At 71.6% G+C, this 16,533-nt stretch carries 15 protein-coding genes; 9 read left to right on the top strand and 6 right to left on the bottom strand.

The window, feature by feature from the left end; translation table 11 throughout:
• Positions 1 to 150: 150 nt before the first annotated feature.
• From JOL79_RS02935 to JOL79_RS02910, 6 genes are all read left to right on the top strand, one after another.
• Positions 151 to 2,706 carry a DNA translocase FtsK gene (locus JOL79_RS02935; protein WP_210154011.1) on the top strand — a complete coding sequence of 852 codons (2,556 nt, stop codon included), beginning with the start codon at positions 151 to 153 and terminating at the stop codon, positions 2,704 to 2,706.
• Between the two features lie 127 nt (positions 2,707 to 2,833).
• Positions 2,834 to 3,577: a helix-turn-helix domain-containing protein gene (locus JOL79_RS02930; RefSeq protein WP_210154010.1), complete on the top strand. Its 744-nt coding sequence runs from the start codon at positions 2,834 to 2,836 to the stop codon at positions 3,575 to 3,577.
• A gap of 30 nt (positions 3,578 to 3,607) precedes the next feature.
• Positions 3,608 to 5,026, top strand: a complete 1,419-nt coding sequence (gene rimO, locus JOL79_RS02925; RefSeq protein ID WP_210154009.1) for a 30S ribosomal protein S12 methylthiotransferase RimO — start codon at positions 3,608 to 3,610, stop codon at positions 5,024 to 5,026.
• On the top strand, positions 5,023 to 5,673 hold the full coding sequence (gene pgsA, locus JOL79_RS02920) for a CDP-diacylglycerol--glycerol-3-phosphate 3-phosphatidyltransferase (protein WP_210154008.1): 651 nt from the start codon (positions 5,023 to 5,025) through the stop codon (positions 5,671 to 5,673). The genes rimO and pgsA overlap by 4 nt, the downstream gene beginning before the upstream one ends.
• Positions 5,670 to 6,164, top strand: coding sequence for a CinA family protein (locus JOL79_RS02915; RefSeq protein WP_210154007.1), 495 nt, complete (start codon positions 5,670 to 5,672; stop codon positions 6,162 to 6,164). The genes pgsA and JOL79_RS02915 overlap by 4 nt, the downstream gene beginning before the upstream one ends.
• 253 nt (positions 6,165 to 6,417) lie before the next feature.
• Positions 6,418 to 6,783, top strand: coding sequence for a helix-turn-helix domain-containing protein (locus tag JOL79_RS02910; RefSeq protein ID WP_210154006.1), 366 nt, complete (start codon positions 6,418 to 6,420; stop codon positions 6,781 to 6,783).
• 2 nt (positions 6,784 to 6,785) lie between these two features.
• On the opposite strand, the gene JOL79_RS35310 is transcribed toward JOL79_RS02910, so the two are convergent.
• A complete protein-coding gene (locus tag JOL79_RS35310; protein ID WP_210154005.1) occupies positions 6,786 to 7,571 on the bottom strand; it encodes a DNA-formamidopyrimidine glycosylase family protein in 786 nt (261 codons plus the stop codon).
• Between the two features lie 7 nt (positions 7,572 to 7,578).
• Positions 7,579 to 8,043: an RrF2 family transcriptional regulator gene (locus JOL79_RS02900; RefSeq protein WP_210154004.1), complete on the bottom strand. Its 465-nt coding sequence runs from the start codon at positions 8,041 to 8,043 to the stop codon at positions 7,579 to 7,581.
• A gap of 269 nt (positions 8,044 to 8,312) precedes the next feature.
• Here JOL79_RS02900 and JOL79_RS02895 point away from each other — a divergent pair, with 269 nt between their 5' ends.
• Positions 8,313 to 9,491, top strand: coding sequence for an ROK family transcriptional regulator (locus JOL79_RS02895; protein ID WP_210154003.1), 1,179 nt, complete (start codon positions 8,313 to 8,315; stop codon positions 9,489 to 9,491).
• Positions 9,492 to 9,515: 24 nt separating this feature from the next.
• Here the strand turns inward: JOL79_RS02895 and JOL79_RS02890 are convergent, their stop codons facing one another.
• The 4 genes from JOL79_RS02890 to JOL79_RS02875 form a co-directional block, all read right to left on the bottom strand.
• Entirely contained in the window at positions 9,516 to 10,955 is a 1,440-nt protein-coding gene (locus tag JOL79_RS02890; protein ID WP_210154002.1) for a glycoside hydrolase family 3 protein, read from the bottom strand.
• Positions 10,956 to 11,151: 196 nt separating this feature from the next.
• Positions 11,152 to 12,003, bottom strand: coding sequence for a carbohydrate ABC transporter permease (locus tag JOL79_RS02885; RefSeq protein ID WP_210154001.1), 852 nt, complete (start codon positions 12,001 to 12,003; stop codon positions 11,152 to 11,154).
• On the bottom strand, positions 12,000 to 13,013 hold the full coding sequence (locus JOL79_RS02880) for a carbohydrate ABC transporter permease (RefSeq protein ID WP_210154000.1): 1,014 nt from the start codon (positions 13,011 to 13,013) through the stop codon (positions 12,000 to 12,002). The genes JOL79_RS02885 and JOL79_RS02880 overlap by 4 nt, the downstream gene beginning before the upstream one ends.
• 5 nt (positions 13,014 to 13,018) lie before the next feature.
• Positions 13,019 to 14,347 carry a sugar ABC transporter substrate-binding protein gene (locus JOL79_RS02875; protein WP_210153999.1) on the bottom strand — a complete coding sequence of 443 codons (1,329 nt, stop codon included), beginning with the start codon at positions 14,345 to 14,347 and terminating at the stop codon, positions 13,019 to 13,021.
• 217 nt (positions 14,348 to 14,564) lie between these two features.
• Here JOL79_RS02875 and JOL79_RS02870 point away from each other — a divergent pair, with 217 nt between their 5' ends.
• Together JOL79_RS02870 and JOL79_RS02865 are read left to right on the top strand one after the other, a co-directional pair.
• Complete coding sequence (locus tag JOL79_RS02870; protein WP_210153998.1) at positions 14,565 to 15,728, top strand: ROK family transcriptional regulator; 1,164 nt, start codon at positions 14,565 to 14,567, stop codon at positions 15,726 to 15,728.
• A gap of 16 nt (positions 15,729 to 15,744) precedes the next feature.
• The gene (locus JOL79_RS02865; RefSeq protein ID WP_230984029.1) at positions 15,745 to 16,443 is read left to right on the top strand and encodes a M15 family metallopeptidase; all 699 of its coding nucleotides are present in this window, start codon (positions 15,745 to 15,747) and stop codon (positions 16,441 to 16,443) included.
• Positions 16,444 to 16,533: the final 90 nt, after the last annotated feature.

The following is a 16,533-nucleotide window of genomic DNA, read 5'->3' as shown; positions in this document are numbered from 1 at the left end:
GTAAACAAAAGCTTTCACGTGACGCGCTGCGCTGTCAAGCGCAAAGGCGGGCACACATGTGTCAGGGTTGAATGGGCATGCCCGATTGGGGCGATTCGCTTCGGCGAGCCTTCCGCGCGTCCGGGTGTCCTCCCCGGTAACTTCGGCATCATGGCCACCCGTACGTCCGGACAGGGGTCCGGAAAGCGCCCCACGCAGCGAAACGGGTCTCGTACGGCATCCGCCAAGCGGCCCACGGCCTCCTCGCGCGGGGGCGCCCGCGGGGGAACGCCCGTCTCCCGGAGCCGGGGGCCGGCGCGGCCGTCCCGGCCGGCCCCCAGGCGGCCCGTCGCGACCGGTCAGGACCCGGTGAGCTGGTTCTTCCTGATGATCGGCAGGCTGGTCATCGCCCTGTGGCTGGTGCTGGCCCACGGCGTCGGCGGAGTGGCCAGGGCGCTGGGCCAGGGCGCCCGCGACCTCGACCCCGCCCATCGGCGCGACGGCGCCGGGCTCGCCGTGCTGGCCGGGGCGGTCGTCCTCGCGGCGGTGACCTGGTGGGACGCGAAGACGGGGTTCGCCGCGTTCCTCGGCGCCGTGCTCCGCGGCACGGTCGGCTCGCTGGCCTGGGCGGCGCCGGTGCTCCTGGCGCTGCTCGCCTGGCGGCTGCTGCGCCACCCGGAGCAGAACGCCGAGACCGGCCGGATGAGCGTCGGCTGGACGGCGCTCCTCGTCGGCCTTCTCGGGGTCGTTCACGTGGCGCACGGCACGCCCTACCCTTCGGGCGGCCCGGACGACGGCATGGACAAGATCTCCGCGGCGGGCGGCATGGTCGGGTTCATCGTGTCGGCCCCGCCGGCCAGCATCCTGCCCGCGTTCATCACCATCCCGTTGCTCCTGCTGCTGTCCGGGTTCGGCCTGCTGGTGATCACCGCCACGCCGGTGCACCGCATCCCGGAGCGGCTCGCCGAGATCCACCAGATGCTGTTCGAACGGCCGGAGGAGAAGGGCGAGCCCGGCTCCGCCGCGCCGAAGAGGAGACGGCGCAAGCCGGACGACGGTGCCCGTGAGGTCGGCGACAACGTCAAGCCGTACGACACCCCGGTGCTGGCGGAGAAGGACCACTCACCGGAGATCGTCCCGGGCCTGGTGGACGACGACGAGGCCGAGCCGCCGGCGCCCGAGCCGGTGAAGGCGCCACCGCAGCCTCCGCTGCCGACGCCCGCGCCCCGCAAGGTCGAGCAGCTGGTGCTCTCCTCGCAGGAGGGCCCGTACACCGTTCCGGACCTCACGCTGCTGCGCCCGGGGACCCAGCCGAAGCCGCAGACCAAGGCCAACACGATCGTCGTCAACGCGCTGACCAGCGTGCTTGAGCAGTTCGCCATCGACGCCCAGGTCGTCGGGTTCACCCGCGGCCCGACGGTGACCCGCTACGAGATCGAGCTCGGCCCGGCGGTCAAGGTCGAGAAGGTCACCGCGCTAACCAAGAACATCGCGTACGCGGTGAAGTCGGCGGATGTGCGGATTCTCTCCCCGATCCCGGGGAAGTCGGCCATCGGCGTGGAGATCCCCAACACGGACAAGGACCTCGTGTCGCTGGGCGACGTGCTGCGCTCGCAGGTCGCGCAGGCCGACCACCATCCGATGATCGTGGGCCTCGGCAAGGACGTCGAGGGCCGCACGATCGTGGCCAACCTGGCCAAGATGCCGCACATCCTGATCGCGGGCGCCACCGGCGCGGGCAAGTCCACCTGCATCAACGGCCTGATCTCGTCGATCCTGCTGCGCGCGACCCCGGACGAGGTGCGGATGGTGCTGGTCGATCCCAAGCGGGTCGAGCTCACCACATATGAAGGCATCCCCCACCTGATCACCCCGATCATCACGAACCCGAAGAAGGCCGCCGAGGCCCTCGAATGGGTCGTGGGGGAGATGGACCGCAGGTATGACGACCTGGCGGCCAGCGGCTTCCGGCACGTCGACGACTTCAACAAGGCCGTGCGGGCGGGCAAGCTCGTGCCCCCGCCCGGGAGCGAGCGGGTCTACCAGCCGTACCCGTATCTGCTGGTGATCGTCGACGAGCTGGCCGACCTGATGATGGTGGCCCCGCGCGACGTCGAGGACTCGATCGTCCGCATCACCCAGCTCGCCCGCGCCGCCGGCATCCACCTGGTCATCGCGACCCAGCGGCCCTCGGTCGACGTGGTCACCGGACTCATCAAGGCCAACGTGCCATCCCGGCTGGCGTTCGCGACGTCGTCGCTCGCCGACTCCCGCGTCATCCTCGACCAGCCCGGCGCGGAGAAGCTCGTCGGGCAGGGTGACGCCCTGTTCCTGCCGATGGGCGCGAGCAAGCCCATGCGCCTGCAGAACGCGTTCATCTCGGAGAAGGAGATCGCCGAGGTCGTCGCGCACTGCAAGGCGCAGATGCAGGCCGAGTACCGCGACGACGTGGCCGCCCCGGCGGCCGCCAAGCGTGAGATCGACGAGGAGATCGGCGACGACCTCGACCTGCTCGTCCAGGCGGCCGAGCTGATCGTGTCGACCCAGTTCGGCTCGACCTCGATGCTCCAGCGCAAGCTCCGGGTCGGTTTCGCCAAGGCGGGCCGCCTGATGGACCTGCTGGAGAGCCGCAACGTGGTCGGCCCGAGCGAGGGCTCCAAGGCGCGCGAAGTTCTCGTCAAACCCGACGAACTGCCCGGACTCCTCGCCGACCTGCGCGGAGGGTGACAGGCCGTCACCACCCCGTTCCGTCGCTCTCCGTGTCGCTATGGGTACCATTTGTAGTCAGTTACTGATTGAATGGGACCAACTGCGCATTGTGCGCGAGCGAGAGCTCGGACAGGGGGGCGTGACGATGAGCGTTGGCGCTGATCTGGCGGAGGCGCGGCAGCGGGCTCAGCTGACCGTCGAGCAGCTGAGCCAGCGGACGCACATCCGCGAGGCCATCATCGAGGGCGTCGAGCGTGACGACTTCTCGGTCTGCGGGGGCGATTTCTACATCCGGGGACACCTGCGGGCGATCGCGTCCGCCCTGGGGCTGGATCCGGAGGCGGTCGTCCGGGAGTACGAGCAGACCCACGGCGCGGCGGCGCCGGAGGTGCGGGCGTCCGCGATGTTCCACGTCGACTCGCTGCTGCGCGACCGTGGCCGCCGTGCCTCCAACTGGACGGTCGTCGCGGCGGTGGCCGCGGGGCTCATCCTGGTGGTCGTCCTGGTGCGTCTGCTGTCGGGCTCCGCGGGGAAGGCGGGGGAGACGGCCGTCGAGCTCCCGGTGGTGAAGCCGAAGGCGGGCGCCCACCAGGCCAAGGCCCACGGCGCCGCGGCCGGACAGGTGACCGCGGGGATGGTCGTGCTCAAGGTCCACGCGCGCAAGCCGTCGTGGATCACGGTCAAGGACGCCAAGGGCAAGGCGCTCTTCGAGGGGACGCTGCCGCAGGGGGCCGACTCGACCTATACGGCCAAGGGCAAGCTGAAGGTCATGTTCGCCGACGCGGGAGCCGTACGCCTGGAGCTCAACGGGAAGGACCTCGGCGCCGCGGGCAGGGACGGCGAGAGTGTGCGACGGACCTTCGCCGCGGGCGGCCCGGGTCCCCGATAGGGGCCGACTGCCGATACCGTAGTCAGCATCATGTCTGTTCGCCGAACCGTTTCCCTGATCACGCTGGGCTGTGCCCGCAATGAGGTCGACTCCGAGGAGCTGGCCGCGCGTCTCGAGGCCGCGGGCTGGCAAACCGGCGACGACGAGCCCGACGTCGTCGTCGTGAACACCTGCGGGTTCATCGACTCGGCGAAGAAGGACTCCATCGACACGCTGCTCGCGGCGGCCGACTCGGGCGCCAAGGTCGTCGCCGCGGGCTGCATGGCGGAGCGGTACGGCGCTCAGCTGGCGGAGGCGCTGCCCGAGGCCACCGTCATCTCGTTCGACGACTACACGGACATCGGCGCGCGCCTCGACGACGTGCTGGAGGGCCGGTCGCTCGTGCCGCACTCGCCGCGCGACCGCCGCACGCTGCTGCCGATCACGCCCGTCGAGCGCTCCGCGTCGGCGGCCCACATCCCCGGGCACGGCGCGCTCGCCGACGACGGCCTGCCCGCGGGCGTCGCGCCCGCCAGCGGCCCGCGCACGCTGCGCAAGCGGCTCAGCGGCGGCCCGGTGGCGTCGCTGAAGCTCGCCTCGGGCTGCGACCGCCGCTGCACGTTCTGTGCGATCCCGGCGTTCCGCGGGTCCTACGTCTCCCGCCGCCCGGACGACCTGCTGGCCGAGGCCGAGTGGCTCGCCGGCCAGGGCGTCAGGGAGCTGGTGCTGGTCAGCGAGAACTCGACGTCGTACGGCAAGGACCTGGGCGACCTGCGGGCGCTGGAGAAGCTGCTGCCCAGGCTCGCGGAGACCAAGGGGATCGAGCGGGTCCGGGTCAGCTATCTCCAGCCGGCCGAGCTGCGTCCCGGACTGCTGGACGTGATCGCCTCGACCGAGGGTGTGGCGCCGTACTTCGACCTGTCGTTCCAGCACGCCAGCGGGCCGGTGCTGCGCCGCATGCGGCGGTTCGGCGACCCGGCCCGGTTCCTCGACCTGCTCGCGCGGATCCGCGAGCGCGCCCCGGAGGCGGGGATCCGCTCCAACTTCATCGTCGGCTTCCCGGGCGAGACCCAGGAGCAGTTCGACGAGCTCGTGGCCTTCCTCGAGGAGGCCAGGCTCGACGTGATCGGGGTGTTCGGCTACTCCGACGAGGAGGGCACCGAGGCGTACGCCTTCGACGGCAAGCTCAGCCAGGACGTCGTGGACGAGCGGGTGGCGGCGCTGACCGAGCTGGCCGAGGAGCTCACCACCCAGCGGGCCGAGGAACGCATCGGCACCGAGCTGGAGATCCTCATCGAGGAGGACCTGGGCGACGGCGGCTACGAGGGGCGGGCGGCCCACCAGGGGCCGGAGGTCGACGGCGCCGTCACCGTCCAGGGCATCGGCCTGGTCCCCGGGCAGATCGTCCAGGCCGTGGCCGTCGACTCCGAGGGGGTCGACCTGATCGCCAGGATCAAGGCAGGCGCATGACGGATCGCGGCGAGCCACCGGTGGAGCCGGGGATCACACCCGGCACCCTCGAGGGCCCGGCGGCCCCACCGGCCGCCGGGGCCGGGCCCGCCGCGCCCGTCAGCACCTGGAACATCGCCAACGTGCTGACCATCGGCCGGCTGGCCGTGGTGCCGGCCTTCACCGTGTTCCTCTTCATCGACGGCACCGGCTGGCGGATGGCCGCCCTCGCCGTCTTCCTGCTGGCGTCGCTGACCGACCAGCTCGACGGCTGGCTTGCCAGGAAGTACGCCCTGATCACCGATTTCGGGAAGATCGCCGACCCGATCGCGGACAAGGCGCTGATCGGCGCGGCTCTGGTGAGCCTGTCGATCCTCGCCGAGATCCCGTGGTGGGTCACCCTGGTGATCATCGTCAGGGAGGCCGGGGTCACGCTGCTGCGGTTCCTCGTCATCCGGCACGGGGTCATCCCGGCCAGCTACGGCGGGAAGGTCAAGACGGTCCTGCAGATCGTGGCGATCGCGCTCTTCATCCTGCCGGGCATCCCCGCCCTCGTCCGGTGGGTGCCGCTGGGCCTGGCCCTGCTCGTTACCGTGGGCACGGGAGTCGACTACGTGGTGCGGGCCGTCCGGCTCCGGCAGGTCGCGACGAGGGCGAGAGCGCGATGAGCGTCGCCGCCGCGCGGATCCTGTCGGTCCTGGTCCGGCGGGGTGCGACCGTGTCGGTGGCGGAGTCGCTGACGGGCGGCCTGATCGGCGCCGCCATGACGGAGCCGATGGGCGCCTCCGCGGCCTTCAGGGGCGGGGTGATCGCCTACGCCACCGACCTCAAGGGCAGCCTGCTCGGCGTCCCGTCCGCCCTGCTCGACAAGGTCGGCGCGGTGCATCCCGAGGTCGCGGCGGGCATGGCGCGGGGCGTGCGCGCCCTCACCAGGTCCGACTACGGGCTCGCGGTGACCGGGGTGGCGGGTCCCGAACCCCAGGACGGCAGACCGGTGGGGACGGTCCACGTGGCCCTGTGCGGGCCGGGGGAGCGCGTCTGGCACCGGGACCTGCACCTGTCCGGAGACCGCGACGAGATCCGCCGGCGGACGTGTCAGGAGGCTTTGGGCCTGCTGGAAGGTGTGCTGAAGGCAAATTCGGGGGAACATTCCGGGTGATTACCGCGTTACGTCCCCAGCGAACATGCTCGCCACGGTCTGCCGCGGTGTCGCCCTCTACAGGTACGGTGGAGCTGTGAGTGAGGTCCATGAGCCATCTGCGAGGAGCACTTCCGGCAGGCGCCCGGCGAAGGGGCCGAGCGAGCCCATGATGACGGCGAGGAGTATGTACGAAGGCCATTCGAAGAAGGGGCGGCATGAGCCCACCGCGCGAGGCGTCGTGAAGGCGCCCCCCTTGGGGAGGGAGCGACAGATGATCCTGCTGCGTCAGCTGCTGGGTGACGTGCTGCGGCGGCTGAGGGTGCGGCAGAATCGCACCCTTCGCGAGGTCTCCACCCTGGCCCGTGTCTCACTCGGCTATCTGTCCGAGGTGGAGCGCGGTCAGAAGGAAGCCTCCTCTGAGCTGCTCGCCTCGATCTGCGGTGCGCTTGGCGTGCCGCTGTCCCAGGTGCTTCGTGAGGTGTCCGACCAGTTCGCGCTCGCCGAACTGCAGGCCGCCCCGGTCATGGCCGACATGCCGGAGCACGAGCGTCTGCCCATCCCGGAGACGGTGCCCGGTGGCATGACCGGTCCCGAGTTCGACGGGTTCCCCGAGGTCAAAGACATGGTCGCCGCGTAGCTTCAGCCTTCCTGGCAGACACGGCACCAATAGATCAGCCGTTCGTACGGCTGTGCCCCCATATCCCCACTACTGATCTCGTTCCCGCATCTGCGGCAGGGGCGGTGTGCCCTGCCGTACACCAGCAGTGACCGCCCCGGGCGCGGGTCGCCGGTCGTGACCGGCAGCGGCGCGTCCTTGCTCGCCTCCATGAGGTCGTGGGCGAGCGTCACCAGGCTCAGCAGCGTGTCGTGCGGTATCGTCCCCACCTCGCGCCACGGCGACATGCGCGCGGCGTAGAGCGTCTCGGCGCGCCAGATCGTGCCGATCCCCGCCATGGTCCGCTGGTCCAGCAGCGCCTCGCCGATCGTGCGGCCCGGCGCCTCCATGACGTTCCGCGAGGCCCGTTCCGCGTCCCAGTCCGGGCCGAGCAGATCGGGCCCGAGATGACCGACGACCGTCTCCTCCCGGTCCGTACGCAACAGGTCCACCATTCCCAGCCTGATCCCGACCGCCTGCCACTCGGCGTTGGCGAGGAGCAGCCGGACGACGTCGCCGCGCGGCGACGGGCGCCCGGCCGGTGAGATCCGCCAGCTGCCGTCCATCCGCAGGTGGGTGTGCACGGTCAGGCCGCCCTCCACCCGGGTCAGCAGGTGCTTGCCGCGGGAGGCCGTGGTCAGCACCCCGCGGCCGCGGAGGTCGGCGAGGGCGTGCCGGGGCACCCGGAAGTCGCTCCGGGTCAGCGGCCGGCCGTCGAGGGCCGCGCGGAGCCGTTTGGCCGTCCGGTAGACGGCGTCACCCTCGGGCACCGCGGCGTCACACCGGCGTGTGAGAGTCCCAGGCCGAGGGGTCGGAGGCCAGGTCGATCACCCGCTGGGGCAGTTCGCCCTTCGCGATCTGCTCCAGGTTGACCTCCTCCAGGATCGCCCGCTCGCTCGCGCGGAGCGCGATCCACACCTGCTGGAGCGCCTGTGCCGCGCCGAGGTAGCCCACGTGCTCCGGACGCTCGCCCCGCACATTCGCCAAGGGGCCGTCGACGGCGCGGATGACGTCGGCCAGGGAGATCTGGCTGGCCGGGCGGGCGAGGACGTAGCCCCCCTCGGGGCCACGCTGGCCGCGGACCAGACCGGCCCGGCGCATCTGCAGCAGGATGTTCTCCAGGTATTTGGGGGGCATCTCCTGCCCCTTGGCCAGCTCGCCGACCGTGGTGGGGCCCTCGCCGGCCGCGGCGAGTTCGGCGGCGGCACGGAGGGCGTAGTCGACGCGGGCGGAAAGTCGCATGTAGTTGATTATCCCGCCTGGTTGGCATTGGTAAGACGGCAACCCGGCATCCGGCGCCGGCCCCGCCGGCGCGCGCCCGGAAGCCGCGCGGACGAGTGGTCGCGAATCCGCCTTGTCAGGCGCGCGCGGGCGGCGTTCCGCGTGCCCGCGAGGTCGCTAAGCTTGCGGCAAACCTTGTTGTCCGATGTTGAACGATGCTGAACGATGTTGAACGATTCGCGGGCGGCGATCGCGCCGGCGCGACGGGGGCGACCACAGAAGGCAGGAGCATGGAGCGACGTCCTGGCGTCCCCAGGCTGCTCCGGGAGATCAACGACCGGGCCGCCCTGGAACTGCTGCTCGCGTCGGGGCCGCTCACGCGCGGCCGGATCGGTGAGCTGACCGGGCTGTCCAAGGTCACCGCCTCGCAGACGCTGGCCCGGCTGGAGGAGCGCGGCCTGGTCGAGGTCGTGGGGGAGCAGGCCGGCAACCGCGGGCCCAACGCCGCCCTCTACGGCGTGATCCCGTCCTCCGCGTACGTGGCCGGTCTCGACGTCGGGCCCGACTCGGTCTCGGCGGCGATCGCCGACATCAACGGAGACGTGGTCAGCGAGGTGCGGGCCACGCCGGCCGGCCGGGACGACCCGGTGCCGGTCGTGCACGACGTGGTCGTGAGAGCCTGCCGGTCGGCCAAGGTGGCGCTGTCCCGGCTGCGCGGCGTCGTGATCGGCACGCCCGGCGTCGTCGATCCCCGCACCGGCGACGTGCGGTTCTCCTTCGACCTGCCGCACTGGCACGAGGGCATCCAGGAGGCACTCGCGCGTGACCTGCGCCGCGGGGTGACGATCGAGAACGACGTCAACCTCGCGGCGGTCGCCGAGCGGGCCGGGGGCGCCGCGCGGGGGGTGGACGACTTCGTCCTCGTGTGGGTGGGCCGGGGGATCGGCCTCGCCGTGGTTCTCGGCGGGCGTCTCCACCGCGGCCGCTCGGGCAGCGCGGGGGAGATCGGCTACCTGCCCGTGCCCGGGGTGCCGCTGGCGGAGGACGTCAAGGCCACTCCCGGGCGCCTGCCGTCGCTCGCCGGGGGTCTCCAGTCGCTGATCAGCTCGGAGGCCGTCGTCGAGCTGGCCGGTGAGTACGGCTTCTCCGGCGACGGCGCCGCCGGTTGCGTGACCGCCGCCGTGGCTGCGGGAGATCGGGGCGACGCCCTGCTCGGGGAGATCGCCAAGCGACTGGCCCTCGGCGTCGCGTCCGTGTGCGTGGTCCTCGATCCCGGCCTCGTGGTCCTGGCCGGCGAGGTCGGCCGGGCGGGCGGCGTGGCGCTCACCTCGCGGGTGGAGGAGGCGGTGGCCCGCATCTGCCCCATCCGGCCCACGGTCGTCACCAGCGGGGTCGAGGGCAGCCCGGTGCTGCGCGGGGCCGTGCTCGCCGCCCTCGACCAGGCCCGCGAGGAGATCTTCACGTCCTAGCGCGCCGGGGCCGCCGTCCGCGGCTCACGCGGTGAGCAGCTCCATCGCGGCCTGGGTGTTGGCGCGCGCCGCGCCGTACGCGGCGATGTAGGCGGCGGCCTCCGGCCGCCAGATCGGCAGGCCCAGCTCCACCACGATCGCGTCGGGCCGGGCGGCGAGCAGCGCGGAGACCAGGGCCCGGGTCTCCGCGTACCGGTGGGCGTCCTTCACGACCACGACGAGCGAGCGGCCCGCCGCGCGGCCGAGCAGCGCGGCGGCGTCCGCTTCGGCCGGTTTCACCCGCACCACCTCCGCCTCGGGCAGCCAGGGCGCGACGCCCCACGGCACGTCGCCGACGGCCATCGTGGGCGGGGTGTCGATCTCGATCACGAACGGGTGCTTCAGGGGCGTCGCCGATCCGGTCAGTGACACGGCGCGGCGGGCCGCGTCCAGGCCGATCACCGTGCCGTCCGTCCCGTACGTCCCGGGCGTGGGGAACCACGCGCGCAGCCGGTCGACCCGCTCGTTGGCCTCCTCCAGGCGGGCGGCGGGCAGCCGTCCGCCGGCAACGGCGTCCACCACGGCCGTGAGCAGCCGCTCGATCTCCTCCGGGGTGGGCAGCGGGCCGAGGCACAGCAGGTCGGAGCCCGCCGCGAGAGAGAGCACGGCGCCGCCGGACAGCCCGACGGACCCGCTGATCGCGTGCATGTCGAGGGCGTCGGAGATCACCACGCCGTCGTAGCCCATCTCGTGCCGCAGCAGGGTCGTCAGGGTCCGCGGGCTCAGGGTGGCGGGGCGGCCCTCGGTGAGCCCGGGGACGCGCACGTGCGCCGTCATGATCGACTTGGTCCCCGCCTCGATGGCCGCGCGGAAGGGGACGAACTCGCGCTCCTCCAGCAGCTCCCGCGACGCCTCGACGACCGGGATCTCCAGGTGGGAGTCCTGCCGGGTGGCGCCGTGCCCAGGGAAGTGCTTGACGCAGGCGGCCACCCCCAGCGACTGCAGGCCGCGTACGGCCGCCACGGTGTGCCGCGCCACGAGTGCCGGGGCCGAGCCGAACGACCGGGTGCCGATCACCGGGTTGTCGTTCTCGGTGTTGACGTCGGCGACGGGACCCATGTCGAGGTTCACCCCGCAACTGAGCAGGTCGCCGGCGATCGCCCGGTAGATCCGTTCGGTGAGCCCGGGGTCGTCGACGGCGCCCAGTGCCGCGTTGCCCGGGTAGGGGCTCCCGGTGTGGTACGCGAGCCGGGTGACGTCGCCGCCCTCCTCGTCGAGGGAGACGACGGGTCGCCCGGCCTCGGCGAGCCGGCGGGTGAGCGCCGCCAGTTGGCCGGCGTCCGCGACGTTGAAGCCGAAGAGGGTGACGCCGCCCAATCCTCCTTCCAGGGCGCGCAGGACCCAGTCGGGGGCCGTGGTGCCCTGGAAGGCGGCGAGCAGGGTGCCCGCGGCGAGGCGGCGCAGGCCTGGGTCGGCGGCGGACATGGCGTGTCGGCTCCTTCGGGATGAGTTTCGAGATGAGGGCGCGGGCGCGGGCCGCCGCGCGCGTTCTGCCGGGCCCCGGCCGCGCGGGCACGGGGCACGTCAGCGCACGTCAGCGCACGTCAGGGAACGTCGGGGGGCGTGGGGAGAGCCGGGCAGACGGATCCGTGGTTCGCGGCCGGGACCCGGCCGCCCTCGGTCATCCCTTGACGGCCCCCGCGACCAGGCCGGAGACCATGCGCCGCTGGACCAGGAGGAAGAAGACCAGGACCGGGATGGTCATGAGGGTCGAGGCGGCCATGATCCCGCCCCAGTCCGTCGACCGCTGGCCGACGAAGAACTGCAGCGCGACGGGCATCGTGTATTTGCCCTGGTCGCCGATGAGGGTCAGCGCGTAGACGAACTCGTTCCAGGTCGTGATGAACGAGAAGATGCTGGTGGCGACCAGGCCGGGCGCGACGAGGGGGAACAGGACCCGCCAGAACGTGACGAACCGCCCGGCCCCGTCGATCCAGGACGCCTCCTCCAGCTCCTTCGGGACGGCCGCGACGAACGTGCGGAGCATCCAGACCGAGAACGGCAGGGTCAGGCCGACGTTGATCAGGACCAGACCGGCGAGCTGGTCGTACAGCCCGAGCCGCCGGACCATGGTGAAGAGCGGGATCAGCAGGGCCTCGGCCGGCACCATCTGCACGATCAGCAGCAGAATCAGGAACGACGTGCGGAAGCGGAACCGGAAGCGGGCCACGGCCGTGGCGGCCAGCAGCGCGAAGACCGCGCCGATCACGACGGCGCTGAGCGCCACGATCGTGCTGTTCAGCAGGTACTGCCAGATGGAGTGGCCCGCCACACCCTTGGTGAAGACCCGCGACACGTGGTCCATCGAGGGCGGGCTGGGGAACGGGACGAACTTCGTGGTGAAGATCTGGTCGTCCGGCTTGAAAGCCGTGGCGACCATCCAGTAGACGGGGAAGACCGCGAAGACGAACACCGCGACCCCGGCGGCGTTCAGCGCGATCCGGCCGAGCCTCCTGCGCGCGAGCGGGTTCATCGGACGTCCTCCGACTTCACGATCTGCCGGACGTACACCAGGGTGATCAGCAGCAGGATGACGGTCAGCACGGCGGCGATGGCGGCGCCGAGCCCCATTTTCGGCGGGCTGCTGAACGCCTCGGCGTAGCTCCACAGCGACAGGTTGAAGGCGTCCCGGTTGACCGTGCCGCCGGCCAGCAGGTAGAGCTGGGTGAAGACCTTGAAATCCCAGATGATCGAGAGCACCGTCAGCACCGAGAACACCGGCTTGAGCATCGGGAAGGTGATCCTGCGGAAGGTGGTGAGGGGGCCGGAGCCGTCCATCCGGGCCGCCTCGTACAGCTCGGCGGGGACGCTCTTGAGGCCCGCGAGCACCGACACCGCGATGAACGGGAACGACGCCCAGACGACCGCCACGATCAGGACCAGGTAGATCGTGGACGTGTCGTTCAGCCACGGCTGCCCGCTCCAGTCCGAGCGGCCGAAGAGGAGCTCGGACAGCGCGTCGGGCAGCAGGTTGAGGGCCCAGTTGACCGCGCCCCCGTCGGAGTCGAACAGCCACTTCCAGACGATGGCCTGCGCGGTCGGCGGGGTCGCCCAGGCCGCCATGACGCCGACCACGACGAAGGTCGACATCTTCGGGCCGAGTCTGTCGAGCAGGAGGCCCACGAGCGTTCCCACCAGGAGCGTCAGCGTCACGGCGACCACGGCGAAGACCACGGTGTTGCGCAGCGATGACCAGAACAGGTCGGAGCCCAGGATCTGCCGGTAGTTGTCCAGCCCGACGAAGTCGGCGGGAGCGGGGTTGTTCACCTTGATCTGGCGCAGTCCCACCTTGTGGAAGGACATGTCGGCCATCTGGTACAGCGGATAGAGCGTCAGCGCGCCGACGACGAGCAGACCGGGCAGGAGCAGGACATAGGGGACCACCCAGCCGGGCATGCCCGGCCCGCGTCCCGGCCGCGGCCGGCGCCGCGGCGGGGCGGAACCGGCGGCTCCGCCCCTGGCGAGGGTTGACGTCTGGGTCATGATCCCTACTGGTTCAGGATCGACTCAAGCTCGGTGTTCGCGTCCGTCAGGGCCTGGTCGACCGGCTTCTTGCCCTCGATCACCTCGCGGGCCGCGTTCTGCAGCACCGCCTTGGTGTCGTTGGCCTCGGCCCAGTTTGGACTCGCCGGGAAGCCCTTCGCCACCTTGAAGGTGTCGGTGAACGGCTTCTGCGCCGGGTCCGCGCCGAGTTCCGCGAGGGCGTCGGGGTAGAGCGGGAGCAGGCCGCCCTCCTTGGCGTAGCGGACGCCGAACTCCTTGCCCGCCGCGAGCTTCAGATACTCGGCCGCGAGCTCGGGGCTCTTGGTGTCCTTCCAGATCGCGATGTCGTTGCCGCCCTGGAACGCCGGAGCGGGGCCGCTGCCGTCCTTGGACGGGAGCGAGAAGAAGGCCATCTTCGACTCGTCGACCTTGCCCTTGCTCTGCTCCTTGATGGCGGCGATGTCCCACCCGCCCGTGACGTACATGCCGACCTTGCCCGCGGCGAAACGCTGGGCGATGTCGACGCTGTTCTGGGTGAGGCGGCCCTTGCCGGACACGCCGTCCTTGGCGACCAGGTCGGTGTAGAACTGGAAGCCCTCCTTGAAGCCCGGCTGGGTCAGCTGGCCGACCCACTTGCCGTTCTGGAAGGCCGCGAAGTCGCCGCCGGCCGACCAGACGAAGGGCGACAGGGACATGTTCGCGTCGGAGCCGCCGTTGAAGGCGAACCCGTCCACGTCCTTGCCCTCCTTGCCGACGATCTTCTTCGCCGCCGCGACCAGGTCGTCCCAGGTCTTCGGGATCTCGATGCCGAGCTTGTCGAACCAGTCCTTGCGGTAGAGGACGGCGCGGGTGCCGCCGCCCCACGGGGCCGCGTAGACCTTGCCGTCGATCGTCTCGTAGCTCCACAGGTTCTGCGGGATCTCCTGGAGCTCCGGGTCGCCCTTGACGACGTCGGTGATGTCCTGCAGGGCGTCCTGGGAGACCCACGCGGACACCTGGTCGTTACCGAACTCGGTGACGTCCGGCCCCTCGCCGCCGGCGAGCGCGGCCGTCCACTTCTTCTGCGCGTCGGGCCAGGGGATCCACTGGACCTTGACGTCCGCTCCCGTCTTCTGCTTGAAGGCGGCGTTGAGCTCGTCCATGTACTTGTTGAACACATCCGTGGGGGCGCCGAGACGCCACACGGTGAGGGTCTGGCCGGCGTACTTGGGACCGCCCGACGACGCGGCGGCGGACGGCTTCGTCGAGCCGGAGTCGTCGCCTCCGCACGCGGCGAGTCCCAGGGCCAGGGCGGCGGTGGCGGTGGTCGCGACCGCGATCTTCACGATCTTCACGGTGGGTCTCTCCCTTCCCGGCTTCGCGTCGGGGGTGCGCCTCGGTGGGGGGTGCCGGCAGGCCGCGCACCTGATCGAAGGCGCTCTCCTTTCGGTCGGCGCTCGTGGCGTCCCGAGGCTGGTTCGGTTGCCTCCGGGGTGGCTGCCGTTAAACTAACAAGAAACTTTCTTTAAAGAAACCAGCGTTAGCGGATCGTGACGAGAGGGGAACCAGCCGGTGCCTCAACGACCGGGAACACCTCGGCTCCTACGCCAGATCAACGACCGGGCGGCACTGGAGCTGCTCCTCTCCAGGGGGCCGCTGACCAGGTCGGAGCTGGGCCAACTGACCGGGCTGTCCAAGGTGACGTCCGGCCAGCTGCTGTCCAGACTCGAGACCCGCGGCCTGGTCGCGCCGGCGGGCGAGCGCCCCGGCGGGCGCGGTCCCAACGCCGCCCTGTACGGCGTGAACCCGGCGAGCGCCTACGTCGCCGGGCTGGAGGTGCTCCCCGGCAGCGTGACCGCCGGGGTCGCCGACATAACGGGCAACGTCATCGCCGAGGTCACCGTCGACCCCAGTGACGCGGGCGACCCGGTCCACGTGGTCCATCAGGCGGTCCTGCGCGCGTGCGAGACGGCGGACGTCGAGGTCTCGCGGCTGCGCTACTTCGTGATCGGCACCCGTGGCGTGGTCGACCCGGCCACCGGCGACGTCCGCTACTCCGTCGACCTGCCGGCCTGGCACGTCGGCGTCCTGGCCGGGCTGCGCCGCCTGTTCGGCGACTGCGTGATCATCGAGAACGACGTCAACCTCGCCGCGCTCGCGGAGCAGCGGCACGGCGCGGCGCGCGGAGTGGACGACTTCGCCATCCTGTGGACCGGCGTCGGCCAGGGGCTCGGCGTCATGCTCGGCGGGCGGCTGCACCGCGGCATCACCGGAGGCGCGGGCGAGATCGGCTGGCTCCCGGTGCCGGGCCAGCCGCTGCCCAGCGACGTCACCGTGCCGCAGAGCGGCTCCTTCCAGCGCCTCGTCGGAGGAGACGCGCTGCGGAGGCTCGCCCGGCTGCACGGCCTCCCCGGCGGGGACGAGATGGCCGGCCTGGTCCGGGCCGCGTTCGCCACCGGCAACGACGGATTCGTCGACGACCTCGCGGCCCGCCTGGCCGTCGGCGTCGCCGCGGTGTCCGTGGTGCTCGATCCGGGTCTCGTCGTGCTCGGCGGCGACATCGGGCGGGCCGGTGGCCCGGAGCTGGCCGCTCGGGTCGAGGAGGCCGTGGCCCGCGTGTGCCCGAGCCGGACGGCGGTCGTGGTGACCGAGGTCGAGGGGAACACGGTGCTCCGCGGCGCGATCGTCGCGGCGCTGGACCGCGCCAGGGACGAGGTCTTCTCGGACACCGTGTGACGGTAGGTTGCTGGTCATGCCTGATTCTTTGCGCGAATGCTCCATCATGCCGGTAATCGACGTCGATGGGCCAGGCCCCGTGGTGCTGATCTCCGACGTCCGCGTCACCGCGATCCCCGTGGCCGAGTGTGGTGAGCCACTGCGCGACGTCCGGGAGGTGCTGCGGGTGGACCGGCGGCTGGCCGATCCCGACGGCGCCTTCGCCCACCTGCGGGAAGGGTTGCTGGAACGGCTGGGCGAGGCAGACCGTCGCCTGCCCTCCGGAGTCCATCTCGTGGTGGTCGAGGGTTACCGGCCCCCGGTCCTGCAGACCCGCTACTTCGAGGAGTACAAGGACGAGCTTCGCGGGCTGTTCCCGGAGATGTCGGCGCAGCAGTTGCACACCGCGGCGAGCAGATACGTGTCGCCCATCGAGGTGGCGCCGCACACCGCGGGAGCGGCCGTGGACCTCACGCTCTGCGACGACGACGGGGTGGAGCTCGACATGGGCACCGCCGTCAACGCGACGCCCGAGCAGAGTGACGGCGCCTGCTACACGGCGTCGCCGCTGATCGGCGCCGAGGCCCGGCGCAACCGCGAGACGATGCGCGCGGCCCTGGAGCCGGCCGGGCTGGTGAACTACCCCACCGAGTGGTGGCACTGGTCGTACGGCGACCGCTACTGGGCCATGACGACGGGCGCGGACGCCGCGATCTACGGCCCCGTCACCCTCTGACCGCGCAGCCCCTCTCCACCCGGCCGCACCACGCCGCCGGGTCACCCCTCCGCGCCGGACTCGCTGTCAGGACGCCTCGCCCGGCCGCCT

The sequence above is a fragment of the Microbispora oryzae genome (assembly GCF_017896165.1).
Taxonomy (GTDB): domain Bacteria; phylum Actinomycetota; class Actinomycetes; order Streptosporangiales; family Streptosporangiaceae; genus Microbispora; species Microbispora oryzae.
The sequence above is the reverse complement of the archived record's forward strand: the minus strand, read 5'-3'. Positions and strand labels throughout refer to the sequence as shown.